The following is a 19,704-nucleotide window of genomic DNA, read 5'->3' as shown; positions in this document are numbered from 1 at the left end:
CCAGTAAGGACACGCAAATGGCTGTGCCGTTAATGCCTCCCGGTGTTTCAATGTTTGAAAATATGGCGATTGCCAAGTGCAAGCGCATCCATCTCAGGCCGGGTTCGGCGTTCGCCTATTCTTGGTTTTATTCGCAGGTCAGAGCTGCAGGGCCGTGGAACTACAAGAAGCAAGGGCGTCAATACGAGGCTTTTGGTAATTTCAATTACGGTGCCACGGGCACGGTGTTAGGCATTCCCGATCATGTGTTACTGCGGGCTGCAGGAGTTGCTCAAACCATCGCCAAAACCACCCTGCCGGACTTTGGCTCATGGTGGGGAGGTGACCCTTTTGGTGATGACCCGCGAGATCAATATTGGATAAGGAGAGGTATCGAGTATGCGATTTCACAAGGCTACTGAAGGCCTCATACCGATCCTGCGTAACTGCCTGCTGGTGGGCTGCCTGATTTATATCGCAGGCAGTTGGTTAATATCGCCCGGAACACCGGATTTGGACGAAGTGGTGTTGAAGCATTCCTTGGGCAACGGCTCCTCGATCTACGGCGCGCGGGATGGCCAAGGCGGTGCGACGGTGGGCTTTTCATACCGCTACTACGTGCATAGGAACTTGAGTAACGATCGGGAAATACTCACCACATTGGTGTCGGCGCATCCTTTTCTGAAAACCAAGGAACCCAATGTTCAAGTGAGTGAGCATGAGGGCGTGCTTCTATTGGATATTCAGGGGCGAGTGTATGAGTACAACAGCTATGCCCTCGAAGGTCTTGGCCCGATCAAGGTGGTGATGGGGTTGTGATGGACTGACCTTCGGATTTTTCCTGCAAGATTTTGGGCCGTGCATGAACTTGTCGCGTGCAGCCAGCGCGCCTAGTCTTCGTCTCGTCATCGCAAAAAACGGTGACACGGATGTGCAAGTCCGACGAAACTGTTTAGGCGTACAAACGCCCAGCCATCCAACGGGCGTTTTTTGTGCTCGCTGCTTTGATGGCGGCTGCGCGCAGGAGGTCTTCGGACCTGCTGGGTGTCCTAAACAGGCCCGGTTTTGCACACCTGCGCACGGTCGCCCCCCTCTTCACCGTAAACCCACACCAAAATACCGAAACCCAAAAAAGGGACCTATCGATNNGGCAAACACTGTACCTGTGGCGAGGGAGCTTGCTCCCGTTGGACTGCGCAGCAGTCCCAGTCTTTTGAAACAAAGAGCTGGGGTCGCTTCGCGGCCCAGCGGGAGCAAGCTCCCTCGCCACAGGTTATTTTTTACCCTTTCTACGTCTTAACTGACTGGCATTAACCTATCGTTCCCTCTCTGGGACTCATTGGCCGCCGCCATGCGTCTGCCTGCAAGGCGGGGTCAGGTTGTCAAAGGTGTTCTCCCATGCGAAATAATGCGCTGGGTCAAATCAGCGTTCGGTCCGCTTCGATAGGTCGTTGGAATGGAAAACGGTGTTTCCAGGTAAAAGATATGAGGGTTGTCAGGGCTTTGGATGAGGTTCAGTCCCGATGTATTCACTTCGTAGTGATACGTCATTTTATCCTGCCAATTGCCGAATTTACGCCGCCCGAAGATGGTCTCGGACAGCTGCTTGCTGGGCATATCGTCTGGCGCCAGGTCCGTAAAGTAGTGCCGGCCTTTTCCTCGGGGAAGGGGGTCACCCTTCAAATTGGTATCTGAAGGGCTGAAAGCGCGGTCGGCGTTGAACTTGGCATGGCGATCTTTCGCTACATATTTGTAGAAAACGGTTTTGCCTTTGACAGGCGGTTCCAGCTGCGCTTTTTCACCGGGGAAGGCCTCTGGCACTCGGGGGCGTTTAGTGAGTGGTTGACCGTTTGGCGTATGTCCTGAAGTCGAAACAGCGGGCTCCAGCGGGCGTTTTATTGGGGTGCCTGCTGGCAATCTGCTCGCTCGCCATTCACCGTTGGTGGCACGCACCAGGTTCTCCCTTCGTCGAAAGAACGTTGATCTCGTCGCAGGCTCATTGGGGTCCAGGATGGAAACCCTTCCGGACCGTGCATGAAAGCTTGAATCGATCAGGTACACCTTGCTGACCTCAGTCGCGTCGGTATAACGCACGTAGCAATTTTCGCCAACCTGATAGGTGCCATTCGCCTTCATCGGGACGCCTTTGATGACGTCGTCCGGAACGCTGAAAGCGCTCAGGTCTCGCTTTGGGGCTGGCGTGTCAACCACGGAAGGGCGTAGCGGTGTGGGTGGCGGCGTGTGGCTGGATGCTGGGCGTAAAGGCGCTGTGCGAACACTCGAGAGACGTGTCGGCGCCCCGGTACCATCGGCATACACCGCAGGCCCCAGGCCGGGCCCCTTGACCAGCCGCGGCAGCGTTTTCCCGTTGGCACGCAGGGCCCTCAGGCCAGTCTTTGCCAATCGGGCTCCCGCCGAAAGGCCTTTGCCAACCACGGGCAACAGATCAAGCAGTGCAAAGCCCACTTCAACGCCGAACAGGACTTTGTTGATTCTCGATTGAGCCGCGACTTCCGCGCTGCTCACAGATTGGTGGTCCGCTTTGTCGATGAGCAACTGCACGTGCTGTTTGTACAGCTCATCCTGAACGTTACCTTCTATGGGCTGGAGTGTCGTGCCGGCGCCCGTCAGCTTGAGCACCTTGACGAGCAAATCAATGGCCTTGAAGGGGTTCGTCAGCTGGCCGGTTGCTTGCTGCTTGAGCGCATCATAGGCTTTGGCCACGTCATCTTTATTGACGGGTGATTTCCTGCTTGCGGTGTAGACCCGCCATTCGTTTTTCTCCAGCAAGGTATTCAGCGCATTCTGGTCTGCTACTTCACGAAACGACATGCCGTCGGGCGCACCCGGTGTGTACAGGACCAGCGCGTCATCCGTCTGATTGCCAATCACCATCACCCCCTGTACCGGTACCCCGCGCTGGATAAGGGCATTGGCGGTGATGGTTTTTCCATCGACCTGAGGCCGGTCGGCCGGGTCGGGATTGCCCAGCACGGCGGCAACCCATTGCGCGCCTCGCTGGGTGGTGGTGTCGAGCGTTGCTTTTGCCTTGTAAACATCCGGGTTGAGTTCTGCCAGAAGCGCATCCTTTTCCAGGCTATCGCTCAGGTTGGCTTTCCACGCTTTGCGAATCTCGCTCGCGGGCCCTGACTCGGTATCCGTGGCCAGCGTTTCCTTGAGCAGCTTGGTGTATTCGCCACCGACATCTGCGGTATTGACCAGCGTCTTAAGCTGCTCGGTGGTCCAGATGACCTGCTTGCCGCTAACGTCCAGGACAGGTTTGCCTTGAGAGTCGGTGAGCGGCAACGTAAAGGTAGTTTCGGTGAAGTGACTGCTTTCAGCGGTTGGGAACTCGGTGGGGTTTTTCAGCGCCAGATCTGTCAGCGACACGTTGTGGGTTTTGATAAACGGCGTTTCATTGCTGCTGGGTCGACTGAGATGAATCCGGGTCTTCGTTGTAACCGTTACCTTTAACTGGTCTGCATCCAACCGCCCAGGCGGAGATAGCCTTTGGATGGCCGCCGTGATCCTGTCCCGGGCGAAGGATGCCAGGTCAGGGATCTTTTCCAGCAGGGACGCCAGCGTGCGCGTGCTTTGTTTTTCGGCATGCTCCAGGTGGTCGAACAGTGCTATTTGTTTCGGGCTCAGGTTTTTCAGCCACTGGGGTTGCAGCTTATCGGCCAGCTTGGCGTCGCGTGCTGACAGCGCATTGCTACCGTCGAGCAAGTACGACCAGTCGGCGGATTCCTCGAGAGCCTCCAACGCAGTCGGCTCTGTCAGCGGGTTGCCACCGGATTGCGTGAATGCCTGGGCAGCTTTTGCCTGGATTTCCTCTTGCTGACGCTTGAGCATCCAGGGTATCCCTTCGGCCAGCACATCCCCGGTCAGCGGTTCAGCGCTGAGCATCAGGTCATCCCCGGTGGGGGGATCGTCACGGTTTTGCATGGCCAGTGGCATCTGTTGCAACAGCAGGTCGGCAGTGGCACCCCCTTGTTCAAGGCGATCGGCCAATGCCTGGCGTGCCTGGGCGGGAGTGGTGAACTCCTCGAAACCTTCACCGGGTGTATACAACACCACGGGGCCATTGGCATCGTTGAGCGGGAGCGCGCGGCCGTTCGGCCATGTGGGTTCTGTGGCCCAGGAATTATCGGTCTTGGTGATGAGAAAAGCGCCGGCCAGCAGCGCACCCCGTTCGGTGCCGTCATCGACGGTGATCGGGTAAACCCCAGGTCGGGCACCGTTGGCGAAGGCGCGCTCGCGTTCGGCCAGCGTGGGGTGTTGCAGCGCGGCATCAATCAGCTGTTTGCTGGCCGGGGTCAATGTGCCGTCGCTCACGCGCAGCGCCGCCAGGACCGACAGTTGTTGCTTGTGCAGGGTCAGTAGCTGGTTTTGCGGCGCCTCCAGAGTGCGCGGTTCTCTCTCCTTCGGACGGGGCGTGGTCCAGAACGCCTGCAGGCTCTTGGGGTATTGGGTGGCGATGTCCTTGGTGATGGCGTGCTGCGTCGTTTCGGCATTGAGCGGCCTGACGTCTGGAAAGGCTTGCTCACGTTGCGTCTGCACAAAAGCTTTGAGGCTGGGTTGCTGGCTGTGTAGGCGTTGAATCTGGGCACTCAGACTTTCATGTTGACGGATGAGAAGTTCCTCGTCGCTGATATTGTGGCGTATTGCTAGATTGGGACGATCCACCGTGACCGGCGTTATGCCCGGTGATGTGGGCAAGTGATAGCCGTTGGGTAAATAGGTTGACGTGGGTGAAGCGAGGGCAGGCTGCTGTTGGGTAATAGTCTGTGCCGCAGACGGGGTAACGGGCTGTGAGGGGGGCGGAGGCGATTCGGGGGGGCGGGTTTCCATCAATCGAGCAGTTTGGGTCATAAAGACATCTCGCAAGGTGATTGTGCAGTAATAACTACTTTCTTCGCATGCCGTTAGATGGGTGAATATTTGAGGCTGTCGGGTTCCCGTTGAAGTTTAAGAAAGTAAGCATCGTTACTCTCACCGTAACTGTTGCTCAACCAGCGTGATTGATCGCCCGGTTGGTCATCCCTAAGGTAGTCCCACGACAGCAAACCTCGTGGAGCGACCATGACAACAACAATTACCCCCGACTCGCGCTGGACGCGGCGGCGCGACGAGAAGCAGCGGCGGCTCGGGCTGGTCAAGAAATACGCAGACGGGGTGGTGTTGCCCAGTGACAGGATCGTCGAGGCGCTCGAAGCCCTGATCCTCCCCGGCGACCGCGTCGTGCTGGAAGGCAACAACCAGAAGCAAGCCGACTTCCTCTCGCGCTCCTTGGCCAAAGCCGACCCGGCCAAGCTCCACGATTTGCACATGATCATGCCCAGTGTTGGCCGTTCCGAGCACCTGGACCTGTTTGAAAAAGGCATCGCGCGCAAGCTGGACTTCTCCTTCGCCGGCACCCAATCCCTGCGCATCAGCCAGTTGCTCGAAGACGGCCTGCTGGAAATCGGCGCGATCCACACCTACATCGAGCTCTATGCGCGGCTGGTGGTGGACCTGATTCCCAACGTGGTGCTCTCGGCCGGCTTCATGGCCGACCGCGCTGGCAATATCTACACCGGCGCCAGCACCGAAGACACGCCGGCGCTGATCGAGCCTGCCGCTTTCAGCGATGGCATCGTGATCGTGCAGGTCAACCAGTTGGTGGACGACGTCACCGATTTGCCCCGTGTCGACATCCCCGCCAGTTGGGTGGATTTCGTGGTGGTGGCCGACAAGCCGTTCTACATCGAGCCGTTGTTCACCCGCGACCCACGCCACATCAAGCCGGTGCATGTGCTGATGGCGATGATGGCGATCCGTGGCATCTACGAAAAACACAATGTGCAGTCGCTCAACCACGGCATCGGCTTCAACACCGCCGCCATCGAGCTGATCCTGCCCACCTACGGCGAATCCCTCGGTCTCAAGGGCAAAATTTGCCGCAACTGGACCCTCAACCCGCACCCCACGTTGATCCCCGCGATTGAAAGCGGCTGGGTGCAAAGCGTGCACTGCTTCGGCACCGAGCTGGGCATGGAGAACTACATCGCCGCGAGGCCGGATGTGTTCTTCACCGGTCGCGACGGCTCGATGCGCTCCAACCGGATGTTCTGCCAGCTCGCCGGCCAATACGCGGTGGACCTGTTTATCGGTGCCACCCTGCAGGTCGACGGCGACGGCCATTCCTCCACCGTGACCCGTGGCCGACTCGCCGGTTTTGGCGGCGCACCGAACATGGGGCATGACCCACGCGGTCGCCGTCACGGCACGCCGGCCTGGCTGGATATGCGCCACGACGATGCGCCCGAAGCCTTGTTGGAACGCGGTAAAAAACTCGTGGTGCAAATGGTCGAGACCTTCCAGGAAGGCGGCAAACCCACCTTTGTCGACACCCTCGACGCCGTCGAAGTCGCGCGCAAAAGCGGCATGCCGCTGGCACCGATCATGATCTACGGCGATGACGTCACCCACTTGCTCACCGAAGAGGGCATCGCCTACCTGTACAAGGCGCGCTCCCTCGAAGAGCGCCAGGCGATGATCGCCGCTGTCGCAGGCGTCACGGCCATCGGCATGCGCCACAACCCTAAAGACACCGCGCGCATGCGCCGCGAAGGCCTGATCGCCTTGCCCGAAGACTTGGGCATCCGCCGCACCGACGCCACCCGCGAGCTGTTGGCCGCCAAAAGCGTGGCCGACTTGGTGGAGTGGTCCGGTGGCCTGTACAACCCGCCCGCCAAATTCAGGAGCTGGTAAATGCGCGCCCTCAAACTGCATGAACTCAGCCTCGCGGATCGCCTGGCGGATAGGGCCGTCGATGCGCTGATCGATGAAGCGGACCTGTCGCCCAAACCCGCCTTGGTGGACCGGCGTGGCAACGGCGCCCACAGCGATTTGCACCTGGGCCTGATGCACGCCTCGGCGTTGTCGCTGTGGCCGATGTTCAAGGAAATGGCCGAGGCCGCGATTGAACACGGTGAAGTCGGCTTGCCCCTGCGTGAAGCGCTCGGGCGTATTGGTCGTGAAGGTGAGCAAGCGATGCTCATCACCACCCACGGCGTGAACACCCATCGCGGTGCGATCTGGGCCCTTGGCTTGTTGACGGCGGCTGCCGCGTTGGAACCACGCGCCGTCACGCTGACGGCAGCCAAACTGGCCTTGCTCAACGACCGCTACGCCCCGCAGCCCATGAGCCACGGTGCCCAGGTCGCCCAGCGTTATGGCGCACGCGGCGCCCGTGAAGAAGCGCAACTGGGCTTCCCGTCGGTGGTGCAACGCGGCTTGCCGCAACTGCACAGAAGCCGCCAGCAAAACGCTGGCGAACAGAACGCCCGCCTGGACGCCTTGCTCGCGATCATGACGGACCTGGCCGACACCTGCGTGCTCTACCGCGCCGGCACCGAAGGCCTTCAAGCCATGCAACACGGCGCCCAGGCCGTGCTGGATGCCGGCGGCAGCGCAACCCTGGCCGGTCGCCGCCAGTTGCACGCGCTGGACCTCCAACTGCTGGCCCTGAATGCCTCCCCAGGCGGCGCCGCCGACCTGTTGGCCGCCTGCCTGTTTATCGACCGCCTCGACGGAGCGTTGTGATGGAAACCTTATCCTTTGAATTCCCCGCCGGGCAGCCGCCAAAAGGCCGTGCGTTGGTGGGTTGCGTCGGCTCGGGCGACCTGGAAGTGCTGCTGGAACCGGGCACGCCTGGCACCCTGACCATTCAGGTACAGACTTCGGTGAATGGCGCCGAACAGCGCTGGCAGCATCTGTTCGAACGCATCTTCCAAGAGCAAACCCCGCCGGCCTTGAACATTGATATCCACGACTTCGGCGCCACCCCCGGCGTGGTGCGCTTGCGCCTGGAGCAGGGTTTCGAGGAGATCGGCCATGACTGACTTACTCGCCAAACACAGCTTCGTTGAACTGGGCGCTCGGCAGCGCGCCAAGGCCTTGCTGGACGCGGGCTCTTACCGCGAATTGATCGACCCGTTCCAGCGCGTCATGTCACCGTGGCTCAGCCGCCAAGGCGTGGTGCCGCAGGCCGATGACGGCGTGGTGATTGCCAAGGGCAGTATCGACGGAAAACCTGTGGTCATTGCCGCCATCGAAGGCAACTTTCAGGGCGGCAGCCTTGGCGAAGTGGGCGGCGCGAAAATCGCCGGCGCCTTGGAGCTGGCAGCCGAAGATAACCGCAAAGGCATCCCGACTCGCGCGGTGGTGCTGCTGGAAACCGGTGGCGTGCGCCTGCAGGAAGCCAACCTCGGCCTGGCCGCCATCGCGGATATCCACGCGGCGATTGTCGACCTGCGCCAGTACCAGCCGGTGATCGGCGTGGTGGCCGGCAGCGTCGGTTGTTTTGGCGGCATGTCCATCGCCGCCGGGTTGTGCAGTTACCTGGTGGTCACGCGCGAAGCCCGCCTGGGCCTGAATGGCCCGCAAGTCATCGAACAGGAGGCCGGCCTGGAGGAGTACGACTCCCGCGACCGGCCTTTCATCTGGAGCCTTACGGGCGGTGAGCAACGTTTCAACAGTGGCCTGGCCGACCGTTATGTGGCGGACGATGTGGCCGAGATTCAACAGACCGTCAGCGCATTGCTGCAACAAGGCCTGCCCACCCAACAACGCAGCCGCCAGCCCGCGTACTACCTGGCGCGCCTGGCCGAACTGGATGCCACGGCGCAGATCGACCCGGCGACGGTGCGCGAGCTGTATCAAGGAGAACGCTCATGAGAGGTTTGCAGTGGTTCGACGCGCTGAGCGCGGGTGCGACGTCTGTCGAGGGGTTGCCGAACTCCCTAAAAGTGGCCGATGGCCTGTTGGGCGAGTACGCCGTGCGCTTTATTGCCGTGGTCACTGACGCGCAAAACCGCTTCCCGCGTGCGCGTAATGGCGAAGTCGGCTTGCTCGAAGGCTGGGGCTTGGCCAACGCGGTGGATGAAGCCATCGCCCGAGGCGACAAACGCCCGATCATCGCCATCGTCGACGTGCCCAGCCAAGCCTATGGCCGGCGCGAAGAAGCCCTCGGCATCCACCAGGCCCTGGCCGCCGCCGCCGACAGTTACGCCCGCGCTCGACTCGCCGGGCACCCGGTGATTGCACTGTTGGTGGGCAAGGCCATGTCCGGCGCCTTCCTCGCCCACGGCTACCAGGCCAACCGCCTGATCGCCCTGCGCGACCCCGGCGTGATGGTGCACGCCATGGGCAAGGCTTCGGCCGCGCGGGTGACGTTGCGCAGTGTTGAAGAACTGGAAGCCCTGGCCGCCAGCGTGCCGCCCATGGCCTATGACATCGACAGTTATGCCAGCCTCGGTTTGCTCTGGGAGACCTTGTCGGTCAGCCAGATCGAACAGCCCACGGCGGACGACGTGGCGCGGGTCAGCGATTGCCTGGTGCATGCAATCAAGGATATCGGCAGCACCGACTTGAGCGGGCGCCTCGGTGCAACCCATCGCGCAGCCTCCAGCCACGTACGGCAGTTGCTGCGGGAGCAATGGTGAACGCCCACGATTTGCTCTGGGGCATGACCCCGGCGCATCTGCCTGCCGAGGCTCCGGCCTGGGCGGTGGAAGCGATCAGCGCCGGACACCCGGTGGTGGTGCGTCGCGCCATCGCCGCACCGGGCTACGTGGCGGTCGGTGTGCGCGGGCGCCTGCGGGAGCAGCGTTTCGCCGCCGAGATGCCCATGGCAGCGGTGCAGCGGCGCGTGATACCCGAAGCGTTGCGCGGTGTGATCTCGCCACGGGATTTGCCGGCGTTGCGAGCGCTCGCAGCCCTGCGGCGGGTGCTGACGCAGGAGACCTGGGGCGTCACGGGCAGCGCGGGCTTCGAATTGGCCAGCGGGATCGAAGCGCTGCATGCACAGAGTGACCTGGATTTGATTCTGCGCACACCCGAGCCTTTGGCTCGAGGTGATGCACACGACCTGCTGGCGATCCTGGAGACGGCGGCGTGCGCCGTGGACCTGCAACTGCAGACTCCATTTGGCGCCGTTGCCTTGCGCGAATGGGCGAGTGGCTCACGCCGCGTGCTGCTTAAAACCGCCAGCGGTGCGCACTTGGTGCTTGATCCTTGGCAGGCCGTGGCATGAGTAGCCTTCTGGTGTTCCCGGGACAGGGCGCCCAACGGCCGGGCATGCTCCAGGCGTTGCCGGCCGAGGTGTTGGAGCAGGCCAGCGATGCGCTGGGTGAAGATGTTCGTGCATTGGATTCGGCTGAGGCTCTGGCGAATACCCGCGCGGTACAACTCTGCCTGTTGATCGTCGGCGTGGCACACGCCCGCCTGCTGCAACACGCCCCGGATTACGTCGCGGGCCTGTCCATCGGTGCCTACCCGGCGGCGGTGGTCGCCGGCGCTTTGGACTTCAACGATGCCATCAAACTCGTCAGCCTGCGCGGTGAGCTGATGCAAAACGCTTATCCACAGGGCTACGGCATGACCGCTCTGATTGGCCCTGAGTTATCCACCGTCGAAAGCGTGCTGGCCGACATACACAGTGCTGAAACCCCGGTGTACCTGGCCAATATCAATGCCGACAACCAGACCGTCATCGCCGGCAGCAACGCGGCCATGCAGCGTGTCGCCGACCGCATCAAAGGCAACGGCATCGCCAAGCGCCTGGCCGTCAGCGTGCCGTCCCATTGCGCGTTGCTGGAAGCGCCTGCCCAGGCCCTGGCGCGCGCCTTCGTGCCGCTCAAGGCGCCGCGCATCACCTACCTGAGCAGCACCCGCGCGCGGCCGATCCATCACCCCGAGCAATTGCGCGACGACCTGGCCTTCAACATGTGCCGCGTCGTCGACTGGCGCGGCACCGTGCAAAGCGCCTATGAGCGCGGTGTGCGCCTGCAAATCGAACTGCCTCCGGGCGCGGTGCTCACCGGCCTGTCACGCCGGGTGTTTGAACAGGGCACGGTGATCGCCTGCGAAGGCGCACGCCTGGACACCTTGCAGGCCCTGCTGCAAGAGGAGGAACGCCGCCACCGATAAAGCACCACCCAAGGCTTTCGAAGCACAAAAACAACAATTTCGATCGAGCACTTTGAGGATAACAACAATGATTATTTACGGTGTGGCGTTTCTGGCGTTTTGTACGCTTGTAGGGCTGTTTGTGGGCGAGTTGCTCGGTAAGTGGCTGGGCATTCCGGCCAACGTCGGCGGGGTGGGGATCGCCATGTTGCTGCTGATCGGCCTGGGCAGCTACTTGCAAAAACGCGGCTTGTTTGTGGGCAAGTCCGAGCAGGGCCTGACGTTCTGGGCGGCGATTTATATTCCGATTGTGGTGGCGATGGCGGCGCAGCAAAACGTCTATGGCGCGATCAAGGGTGGGCCGATGGCAATTCTGGCGGGCACCCTGGCGGTGGTGTTGGGTTTTGCGTTGGTACCGGTGCTGGTGCGTATCGGCAACCGTGAACCAAGTGCTGTTGTTACCACTAAAGAAGCCGGGTGATCGCCATGTACGAATCGATGATGAAAGTGATCACCGGCTATGGCCTGATCAGCGGTTTCGCCGTAATCGGCCTGACCATGTGGGTCTCCTATTGGATTTCCGACACCTTCACCAAGGGCCGCCTGCACGGTTCGGCGATTGCCATCCTGTTGGGGCTGGTACTGTCTTACGTCGGCGGTGCGTTTACCGGTGGTTCAAAAGGTGTGGTGGATATTCCGTTGTTGTCGGGTATTGGCCTGCTGGGCGGGGCGATGTTGCGGGACTTTGCCATTGTCGCGACGGCCTTTGGCGTGAGTGTCGATGAGCTCAAGCGCGCGGGCTATGTCGGGGTACTCGCGTTGTTTGTCGGCGTGGGCTCGTCCTTTGTTGCTGGCGTCGGCGTGGCCATGGCGTTCGGCTACACCGATGCCGTGAGCCTCACCACCATTGGTGCGGGTGCCGTAACCTATATCGTTGGCCCGGTCACCGGAGCGGCGATCGGCGCCAGCTCCGAAGTGATGGCGTTGTCCATCGCTGCCGGGTTGATCAAGGCGATCCTGGTGATGGTGATGACACCTTTCGTTGCGCCCCTTATCGGCCTGAACAACCCGCGCAGTGCGGTGATCTTCGGCGGCTTGATGGGCACCTCCAGCGGCGTGGCCGGCGGGCTGGCGGCCACCGATCCGAAACTGGTGCCGTATGGCTGCCTGACCGCAGCGTTTTATACGGCGTTGGGTTGTTTGCTGGGGCCTTCGCTGCTGTTTCTGCTCATGCGCGGCCTGGTCGGCTAGCCGCTGCGGTTCGCGTACATCCGACACTCGGCCAGCAACGCGAGCAAGTTCGGATCGCGCTCTTTGGCCTTCAAAAACACCACCCCAATATGCTGCTGCAACCGATACCTGGGTTGCAGCGGTATCAACTTCACCCGGTTTTCATACACCGCCGCAATCCTCCCCGGCAACAGCGCATAACCCACGCCCGAGCTGACCATGCTCAGCAGGGTGAAGATGTCATTGACCTGCATCGCCACCTTCGGCTCGAACCCCGCTTGCTTGAACACGCGATTGCCATCCTGGTGCGTGGCGAAGCCTTGGGTGAGGGTGATGAAGGTCGCGTCGCGTACGTCGGCGAGGTCGATTTCGTGTTCGCGGTCGAAGGGCGAGTCGGCCGGGGTGGCGAGGAAGATGTCGTCGGAAAACAGCGCGATCTGCTCGCAATCGGGGTCGTTGGCGTGTTCGTCCAGGGAGATGAGGATCGCGTCCACTTCCATGTTCTTGAGCTTGTAGAGCAGGTCGAAGTTGGAGCCCAGGATCAGGTCGATATTGAGTTCGCTGCGGCGGATCTTAAGGCCCATGATCAGTTGCGGCACGGTCTTCACCGTCAGCGAATACAGTGAGCCCAGTTTGAAGCGCTCGGCGGAGAACCCGGCGGCTTCGCGGGTGAGGCGTACGCTGTCGACCACGTCGGCCACCAGTTTCTGCGCGCGCTCTTCCAATACGTAAGCGCTTTCCAGCGGCGTGAGGTTGCGCCCCTCGTGCTTGAACAGCGGGCAGCGCAGGGCGTTTTCCAGGGAGTGGATGGCGCGGTGCACACTGACGTTGCTGGTCTGCAGCTCGGCGGCGGCGCGGGCCAAGTTGCCGGTGCGCATGAACGCCAGGAAGATTTCCAGTTTCTTGAGGGTGAATTCTTCGTCGATCAGCATGGCCATGGGCTCTTGTTCGAATGCGGTCGATTGTGCCCGCAAAACCGTCTGGCGTCCTCGGAACGTCATAACCTGCTTGCACTCTTATGCGCAAGGCTGGACGCTTGCCAGCCAGTGTTTAACGGTTACAGGAGGTCAGTGACAGATGTATCACGGGGAACGGTTCAACGCCTGGAGCCATTTGCTCGGTGCAGTCGCGGCGTGTATTGGCGCCGTGTGGATGTTGGTGGTGGCGAGCCTGGATGGCAGCCCCTGGAAGATCGTCAGCGTGGCGATTTATGGCTTTACGCTGATGGTGCTGTACAGCGCGTCGACGGTTTACCACAGCGTGCAGGGACGGCGAAAAGAGATCATGCAGAAGGTCGATCACTTTTCGATCTACCTGTTGATCGCCGGCAGTTACACGCCGTTTTGCCTGGTGACGTTACGCGGGCCATGGGGCTGGACGTTGTTCGGGATTGTGTGGGGGCTGGCGGTGATCGGCATCCTGCAGGAGATCAAGCCGCGCTCCGAGGCGCGCATCCTGTCGATCGTGATCTACGCGGTGATGGGTTGGATCGTGCTGGTGGCGGTCAAGCCGCTGATCGCCGCACTGGGCATGGCGGGGTTTGTATGGCTCGCATCGGGTGGGGTGTTGTACACCGTCGGCATCATCTTTTTTGCCCTGGAGGACCGCCTGCGGCATTCCCATGGGATCTGGCATTTGTTTGTGATTGGCGGGAGCCTGCTGCACTTTGTGGCGATCATGCATTACGTGCTGTGACCCTGTAGATCATCGGTATTCTGTTAGAGCCGCTCCAATAACTCCCGGGCACGGTGGCCGAAGATCTCCAGCAGATTAGCCAGCATATGCGGCGGCGGTTCATCGGCGCGGGTCAGGGCGTACAGCGTGATCGGCAGCGGCGGGGTGAGCGTGCGGATGCAGGTGGTGGCGGTCGAAGCACCCAGGGCGGTGAAGGGGTCGATCACCGTCACGCCGGCGCCGGATTCCACCATCGCACGGGCCAGCGAGTAGGTTTGCACCGAGATCGTCACCCTTGGCGGCGGGTCGACGTGTTCCAGGTAACTGTCGAGTTTAGCCGCCAGCGGGTCGGCGCTGGAAAGACCTATCAGCGGCGTACCCGCCAGGTCAGCCAGGGGCAGTGGGCTGTTCAACTCGGCATCAGGCCAATAGCCTTTGGACGCCAATGCCACCAACACGCCGTTGGCCAGCACTTGCGTGGTCAGCCCTGGATGACCAGAGAAGTTGAGCGTCAGCGCCAGGTCAATCTCACGCATCAGCAGCTTCTGTACCAGCTCGCGGCTGTGGTCGCTGGACAACTCACAGGCCATGTCCGGGTAATCGCGCTTCCACTCAAGAATAGCGGGCGGCAGCAGCGACAGGGCCAGCGCCGGGATCGCGCCGATGCGCACACTGTGGCCCGGTGCACGGCGCAGGCTCTTGGCCAGGCGGCGTACGCCTTGCAGGCTTTCGGTGACTTTCTCCACTTCGCCTTCCAGCGCCAGGGCTTCCGGCGTGGGCTGCAACTTGCCGCGCACGCGCAGAAACAGCGGGAAGCCCAGCTGCAATTCGGCGTGCTGCAACACCTTGGTCACCGCTGGTTGCGACACATGCAGCAGTTGTGCGGCGGCGCTGACGGAGCCGGTCTGGCGAATGGCCTGGAAAATTTCGATATGACGCAAGCGCATGGCAAGTCCATAACCTTTGTTTATAGGTGACCCATCTTTATTCATTGTCGGCGGCCTGTCACCTGCCCCTAGGCTTGAGGCCTCTTGATTCAACGGCGGGCGGCGGGAATGGTGCACATCATTGGGGGTGGGGTGATTGGTCTGGCCAGCGCGTATGCGCTGGTGCGTGCGGGCCATGAGGTGACGGTGATCGACGCGTGCGAGACCCTGGGCAGTGAAACCAGTTTTGCCAATGGCGGGCAATTGTCCTATCGCTATGTGGCGCCGCTGGCCGATGCCGGCGTGCCGCTTCAGGCCATCGGTTGGCTGTTGCGCGGTGACTCGCCGTTGAAGCTGCGCCCACGCCTCGACCCGCAGCAATGGCGCTGGATGACCGCGTTCCTCGGCGCCTGCCGTAGCTCGGTGAACACACGCAATACCGCCCACCTGCTGCGACTTGCCTCCCTGAGCCAGGACACTTTGCAGCAATGGCGCGAGGATGATCACCTGGACGGCTTCGACTGGCGGCGCAACGGCAAACTGGTCACCTTCCGCAACGCCAGTTCCTTTGCGCATGCCCGCAGCAAGGTCACCGATATCCTTCAGCAGCAGGTGCTGTCGGCCGCCGATTGCGCACGCCTGGAGCCGGCGCTGGCGGGCGGTGGTTTTGTCGGCGGGATCTACACGCCGAATGAGGAGGTGGCGGATTGTCATGCCTTCTGCCAGCGCTTGGCGGCGCGGCTTGAAGCGTCCGGCCGCTGCCGCTTTTTGCTGGGGCGCAAGGTCACCGGCATTCGCCACGCTGACGGTGTGGTGCAGGCTATCGAACTGGGCGCAGAGGTGATGCCTGTCGAGCATCTGGTACTGGCGGCCGGGTATCGCAGCGCGGCGTTGGGTGTGCCGCTGCCGCTGTACCCGCTCAAGGGTTATAGCCTCAGTGTGCCGATTGGCGCGCAGCACCAGGCGCCGAACGTGAGCATCACCGACTACGACCGCAAGATCGTCTATGCGCGCATCGGCGAACAACTGCGGGTGGCGGCCATGGTGGATATCGTCGGCTTCGACGCCAGCCTTGAACCCAAGCGCCTGGCGCTGATGAAGCGCCAGGCGCTGGAGATATTTCCTTTGGCGGGCGATTACGCACATGCGGTGGAGTGGGCGGGTATGCGCCCGGCCACCCCGACGGGCGTGCCGCTGATTGGTGCCAGTGTCTATCGCAACCTATGGCTGAACCTGGGCCACGGTGCACTCGGCTTTACCCTGGCGTGCGGCAGTGGCCAGTTGCTGGCTGAGTTGATCGGGCAACACACGCCTTCCATTGATATGCAGGGCCTTGCGCCCCGCGCCGCATGAGGATGTATTGATGACCATCACCCGAATCAGCAGCAATGAGCGCCTCTCGGGCGCAGTGACCTTCAAGGACCTGGTGTTCCTCTCGGGCCAGGTGCCCGGTGACGGCCAGGACGTGGCGACACAAACCCGGGAGGTCCTGACCAGGATCGATGCACTGCTGGCCCAGGCGGGCAGCGATAAGGATCATCTGCTCAACGCAACGATCTATTTGAAAGATATCGGCAGCGGTTTTGCACCGATGAACGAGGTCTGGTCCGCCTGGCTGTCACCGGGCATGGCGCCGACGCGCACAACCCTGCAAGCGGAACTGGCGCGGCCGAGTGTGCTGGTGGAAATCAGCGTGATTGCGGTACGCAAATAACCGAAAGCCCCACGGAGAATAACAATGAAAAAAATCCTGTTGACCGGCTGCACCCTGGGGCTTTTGCTGGGCGCTCAAGCCCATGCGAACCCAGCGCCGTTGGACGGCACGCTGGGCAAGATCGCTGACGCCAAGTCCATCACGTTGGGCTATCGCGATGCGTCGGTGCCGTTTTCCTACGTCGGGGATAACAGTGGCAAACCCATGGGCTATTCGGTGGAGCTGGCCGATAAGATCGTCGAGCGCATTCGGCAGAAAACCGGGGTGCCCACGCTCGATGTGAAGTACACCCTGGTGACGTCCCAAACGCGTATTCCGCTGGTGCAGAACGGCACTGTCGACCTGGAATGCGGCTCCACCGGCGTGACGGCCGAGCGGCAGAAGCAGGTGGCGTTTTCCTACGGGTTTATCTACGTGAAGGGGCAATTGCTGACGGCCAAGGACAGTGGCATCCAAGGCTTTGCCGATCTTGCGGGCAAGAACGTAGTGACCACCGCCGGTACCACCAATGAGCGTTTCCTCAAAAGCTACAACGCCGAGCACAAGGCCAATATGTTCGTGATCAGCGCCAAGGACCATGGCGAAGCATTCAAGATGCTCGATACCGGCCGCGCGGCGGCATTCTACATGGATGACGCGCTGCTTTACGGCGAGCGCGCCAAGGCCAAGGACCCGCACAATTGGGTGGTGGTGGGGGAGGAGCAGTCGCGGGAAATCTACAGCTGCATGGTGCGCAAGGACGACCCGCAATTTCTCGCAGTGGTCAACGAGACTCTTGGCGACCTTTATCGCAGTGGGGAGATCAACGGGATTTACCAGCGCTGGTTTGAATCACCGATTCCGCCCAAGGGCTTGAACCTGGAATTCCCGATGACCCGTGAGTTGAAGGCGATTATTGCCAAGCCAGTGAGTGATCCGGTGGAGTGATGTAACGGCTTGGTCACCCAATCAAGAGGGTTAGAAGTCGCCCCAGAGTTGTTGGGCCACGGCCAGCGCCACCACCGGCGCCGTCTCGGTACGCAAGACGCGCGGGCCGAGGCGGGCGGCGTTGTAGCCGGCACCTTGGGCCGCTTGGACTTCTGCGTCGGTCAACCCACCCTCAGGCCCGATCAAGAAGGCCAGGCTCGAGGGCTTGGCATGGCTGACCAGCGGCTCGGCCACCGGGTGCAGCACCAGCTTCAAATCTGCCTCGGTCTGCTTCAACCAGTCCGCCAGCAACAGCGGTGGGTGAATCAGCGGCACCGTCGAACGCCCGCATTGCTCGCAGGCGCTGATGGCCACCTGGCGCCAGTGCAGCAGGCGTTTGTCGGCGCGTTCATCCTTGAGGCGCACTTCGCAGCGGTCGCTGAAAATCGGCGTGATCGCGTTGACGCCCAGTTCAGTGGCTTTCTGAATGGCCCAATCCATGCGCTCGCCACGGGACAGGCCCTGGCCGAGATGGATATGCAGCGGCGATTCGGCCTGGCCCGCAACGCTTTCGGTGAGTTGCACAGTGACGCGCTTTTTACCGACTTCGAGCAAGCTGCCCAGGAACTCCTGGCCGGAGCCGTCGAACAATTGCACGGCATCGCCTTCGCCCATGCGCAGCACGCGGCTGATGTAATGCGCCTGGGCTTCAGGCAGCTCGTGGTCGCCGAGGCTCAGCGGGGTGTCGGTAAAAAAGCGGGACAGTCTCATTTCTGTTCTCTGAAAAGGTTTTTCAAGCGCGAGCTCTACAGGGGCTGGTATTAGCCCGGATCGCGGAAACCTGGGTGGAAGTCCTTCGGCACCGCCACACTGACCTTGCTGTTGGTGGCGATATCAATGCCCTCGCTGGCGACTTCGGCGAGGAAGTCGATCTGCTCCGGCGTGATCACATACGGCGGCAGGAAATACACCACACTGCCCAGTGGCCGCAACAGCGCACCACGTTCCAGGGCGTGCTCGAATACCTTCAGGCCACGACGTTCCTGCCACGGGTAGGCGGTCTTGGTGGCTTTATCCTGGACCATCTCGATGGCCAGCACCATGCCAGTCTGGCGCACTTCCGACACATGCGGGTGGTCCACCAGGTGCGCGGTGGCCGTGGCCATGCGTTGGGCCAGGGCCTTGTTGTTTTCGATGACGTTGTCTTCTTCGAAGATATCCAGGGTCGCCAACGCGGCCGCACATGCCAGCGGGTTGCCGGTGTAGCTGTGGGAGTGCAGGAAGGCACGCAGGGTCGGGTAGTCGTCGTAGAAGGCGTCGTAGACGTCATCGGTGGTGACCACGGCCGCCAGTGGCAGGTAGCCGCCGGTCAGGGCCTTGGACAGGCACAGGAAGTCCGGGCGGATACCTGCCTGTTCACAGGCGAACATGCTGCCGGTGCGGCCGAAGCCTACGGCGATTTCGTCGTGGATCAGGTGCACGCCGTAGCGGTCGCAGGCCTCGCGCAGCAGCTTGAGGTACACCGGGTGGTACATGCGCATGCCGCCGGCGCCCTGGATCAGCGGTTCGACGATCACGGCGGCGACGGTGTCGTGGTTTTCGGCCAGGGTCTGTTCCATGGCCAGGAACATCGTGCGCGAATGGTCTTCCCAGCTCATGCCCTCGGGGCGCAGGTAGCAGTCCGGGCTTGGCACTTTGATGGTGTCCAGCAGCAGCGCCTTGTAGGTCTCGGTAAACAGCGGCACGTCGCCCACCGACATCGCGGCGATGGTTTCGCCGTGGTAGCTGTTGGTCAGGGTGACGAAACGCTTTTTGTTCGGCAGGCCGCGGTTGAGCCAATAGTGGAAGCTCATTTTCAGCGCGACTTCGATGCACGACGAACCGTTATCGGCGTAGAAGCAGCGGGTCAGGTCTTCGGGTGTCATTTGCACCAAGCGCTCGGACAGTTCGATCACCGGTTGATGGCTGAAACCGGCGAGGATCACATGTTCCAGTTGGTCGACCTGGTCCTTGATGCGCTGGTTGATGCGCGGGTTGGCATGGCCAAACACGTTGACCCACCAGGAACTGACGGCGTCGAGGTAGCGCTTGCCTTCGAAGTCTTCCAGCCACACGCCTTCGCCGCGCTTGATCGGGATCAGCGGCAGTTGCTGGTGGTCTTTCATCTGGGTGCAGGGATGCCACAGCACCGCGAGGTCGCGTTGCATCCACTGGTTGTTCAAGCCCATCGGTTCTCTCCTCGAAGCGGTCCTGCGGCGAGCGCAGGTAAAACAATCGCGCAAGCCTATGCAATGGTGGCGCGTGTCACAACCTATTGTGAGG

Annotated in this window: 20 protein-coding genes; 15 read left to right on the top strand and 5 right to left on the bottom strand. The window is 61.5% G+C overall.

The window, feature by feature from the left end:
• Positions 1-17: 17 nt before the first annotated feature.
• Positions 18-401, top strand: a complete 384-nt coding sequence (locus AO064_RS19140; protein ID WP_082893961.1) for a polymorphic toxin type 44 domain-containing protein — start codon at positions 18-20, stop codon at positions 399-401.
• Positions 379-798 (top strand): hypothetical protein, encoded by a 420-nt coding sequence (locus AO064_RS19135; protein ID WP_064054315.1) that lies wholly within the window; start codon positions 379-381, stop codon positions 796-798. The genes AO064_RS19140 and AO064_RS19135 overlap by 23 nt, the downstream gene beginning before the upstream one ends.
• Positions 799-1,353: 555 nt before the next feature.
• On the opposite strand, the gene AO064_RS19130 is transcribed toward AO064_RS19135, so the two are convergent.
• Positions 1,354-4,665 (bottom strand): dermonecrotic toxin domain-containing protein, encoded by a 3,312-nt coding sequence (locus AO064_RS19130; RefSeq protein ID WP_244159535.1) that lies wholly within the window; start codon positions 4,663-4,665, stop codon positions 1,354-1,356.
• A 396-nt stretch (positions 4,666-5,061) separates the two neighbouring features.
• On the opposite strand from AO064_RS19130, the gene mdcA reads away from it, so the two are divergent.
• The 9 genes from mdcA (at position 5,062) to madM (ending at position 12,183) form a co-directional block, all read left to right on the top strand.
• Positions 5,062-6,732, top strand: a complete 1,671-nt coding sequence (gene mdcA, locus AO064_RS19125; RefSeq protein ID WP_064054313.1) for a malonate decarboxylase subunit alpha — start codon at positions 5,062-5,064, stop codon at positions 6,730-6,732.
• Positions 6,733-7,566 (top strand): triphosphoribosyl-dephospho-CoA synthase, encoded by an 834-nt coding sequence (locus AO064_RS19120; RefSeq protein ID WP_015886329.1) that lies wholly within the window; start codon positions 6,733-6,735, stop codon positions 7,564-7,566.
• Positions 7,566-7,865 carry a malonate decarboxylase subunit delta gene (locus AO064_RS19115; protein WP_015886328.1) on the top strand — a complete coding sequence of 100 codons (300 nt, stop codon included), beginning with the start codon at positions 7,566-7,568 and terminating at the stop codon, positions 7,863-7,865. Before AO064_RS19120 ends, AO064_RS19115 begins: the two co-directional genes overlap by 1 nt.
• Positions 7,858-8,700, top strand: coding sequence for a biotin-independent malonate decarboxylase subunit beta (locus AO064_RS19110; protein ID WP_064054312.1), 843 nt, complete (start codon positions 7,858-7,860; stop codon positions 8,698-8,700). The genes AO064_RS19115 and AO064_RS19110 overlap by 8 nt, the downstream gene beginning before the upstream one ends.
• Positions 8,697-9,467, top strand: coding sequence for a biotin-independent malonate decarboxylase subunit gamma (gene mdcE, locus AO064_RS19105; protein ID WP_064054311.1), 771 nt, complete (start codon positions 8,697-8,699; stop codon positions 9,465-9,467). The genes AO064_RS19110 and mdcE overlap by 4 nt, the downstream gene beginning before the upstream one ends.
• Positions 9,461-10,057: a malonate decarboxylase holo-ACP synthase gene (locus AO064_RS19100; protein WP_043206034.1), complete on the top strand. Its 597-nt coding sequence runs from the start codon at positions 9,461-9,463 to the stop codon at positions 10,055-10,057. Before mdcE ends, AO064_RS19100 begins: the two co-directional genes overlap by 7 nt.
• The gene (gene mdcH / locus AO064_RS19095; RefSeq protein WP_064054310.1) at positions 10,054-10,953 is read left to right on the top strand and encodes a malonate decarboxylase subunit epsilon; all 900 of its coding nucleotides are present in this window, start codon (positions 10,054-10,056) and stop codon (positions 10,951-10,953) included. The genes AO064_RS19100 and mdcH overlap by 4 nt, the downstream gene beginning before the upstream one ends.
• 67 nt (positions 10,954-11,020) lie before the next feature.
• The gene (gene madL, locus AO064_RS19090) at positions 11,021-11,413 is read left to right on the top strand and encodes a malonate transporter subunit MadL (RefSeq protein WP_064054309.1); all 393 of its coding nucleotides are present in this window, start codon (positions 11,021-11,023) and stop codon (positions 11,411-11,413) included.
• A gap of 5 nt (positions 11,414-11,418) precedes the next feature.
• On the top strand, positions 11,419-12,183 hold the full coding sequence (madM, locus tag AO064_RS19085; RefSeq protein ID WP_026067508.1) for a malonate transporter subunit MadM: 765 nt from the start codon (positions 11,419-11,421) through the stop codon (positions 12,181-12,183).
• Here madM and AO064_RS19080 read toward each other — a convergent pair.
• On the bottom strand, positions 12,180-13,094 hold the full coding sequence (locus AO064_RS19080) for a LysR family transcriptional regulator (protein ID WP_064054308.1): 915 nt from the start codon (positions 13,092-13,094) through the stop codon (positions 12,180-12,182). The genes madM and AO064_RS19080 overlap by 4 nt on opposite strands.
• 145 nt (positions 13,095-13,239) lie before the next feature.
• On the opposite strand from AO064_RS19080, the gene trhA reads away from it, so the two are divergent.
• Positions 13,240-13,857, top strand: coding sequence for a PAQR family membrane homeostasis protein TrhA (trhA, locus tag AO064_RS19075; protein ID WP_015886320.1), 618 nt, complete (start codon positions 13,240-13,242; stop codon positions 13,855-13,857).
• 23 nt (positions 13,858-13,880) lie between these two features.
• On the opposite strand, the gene AO064_RS19070 is transcribed toward trhA, so the two are convergent.
• Entirely contained in the window at positions 13,881-14,783 is a 903-nt protein-coding gene (locus AO064_RS19070) for a LysR family transcriptional regulator (RefSeq protein ID WP_064054307.1), read from the bottom strand.
• A 108-nt stretch (positions 14,784-14,891) separates the two neighbouring features.
• On the opposite strand from AO064_RS19070, the gene AO064_RS19065 reads away from it, so the two are divergent.
• From AO064_RS19065 to AO064_RS19055, 3 genes are read left to right on the top strand one after another with little or no spacing between them, the layout of a single operon-like run.
• The gene (locus tag AO064_RS19065; RefSeq protein WP_064054306.1) at positions 14,892-16,115 is read left to right on the top strand and encodes a D-amino acid dehydrogenase; all 1,224 of its coding nucleotides are present in this window, start codon (positions 14,892-14,894) and stop codon (positions 16,113-16,115) included.
• Between the two features lie 10 nt (positions 16,116-16,125).
• A complete protein-coding gene (locus tag AO064_RS19060) occupies positions 16,126-16,476 on the top strand; it encodes a RidA family protein (protein ID WP_046034957.1) in 351 nt (116 codons plus the stop codon).
• Positions 16,477-16,500: 24 nt separating this feature from the next.
• Positions 16,501-17,403, top strand: coding sequence for a transporter substrate-binding domain-containing protein (locus tag AO064_RS19055; RefSeq protein ID WP_064054305.1), 903 nt, complete (start codon positions 16,501-16,503; stop codon positions 17,401-17,403).
• 30 nt (positions 17,404-17,433) lie between these two features.
• Here the strand turns inward: AO064_RS19055 and AO064_RS19050 are convergent, their stop codons facing one another.
• Both AO064_RS19050 and AO064_RS19045 read right to left on the bottom strand, forming a co-directional pair.
• The gene (locus AO064_RS19050; RefSeq protein ID WP_064054304.1) at positions 17,434-18,153 is read right to left on the bottom strand and encodes a 16S rRNA (uracil(1498)-N(3))-methyltransferase; all 720 of its coding nucleotides are present in this window, start codon (positions 18,151-18,153) and stop codon (positions 17,434-17,436) included.
• Positions 18,154-18,203: 50 nt separating this feature from the next.
• The gene (locus tag AO064_RS19045) at positions 18,204-19,610 is read right to left on the bottom strand and encodes an adenosylmethionine--8-amino-7-oxononanoate transaminase (RefSeq protein WP_064054303.1); all 1,407 of its coding nucleotides are present in this window, start codon (positions 19,608-19,610) and stop codon (positions 18,204-18,206) included.
• Positions 19,611-19,704: the final 94 nt, after the last annotated feature.

Source organism: Pseudomonas marginalis, assembly GCF_001645105.1.
In the GTDB taxonomy this organism is placed as follows: domain Bacteria; phylum Pseudomonadota; class Gammaproteobacteria; order Pseudomonadales; family Pseudomonadaceae; genus Aquipseudomonas; species Aquipseudomonas petroselini.
The sequence above is the reverse complement of the archived record's forward strand: the minus strand, read 5'-3'. Positions and strand labels throughout refer to the sequence as shown.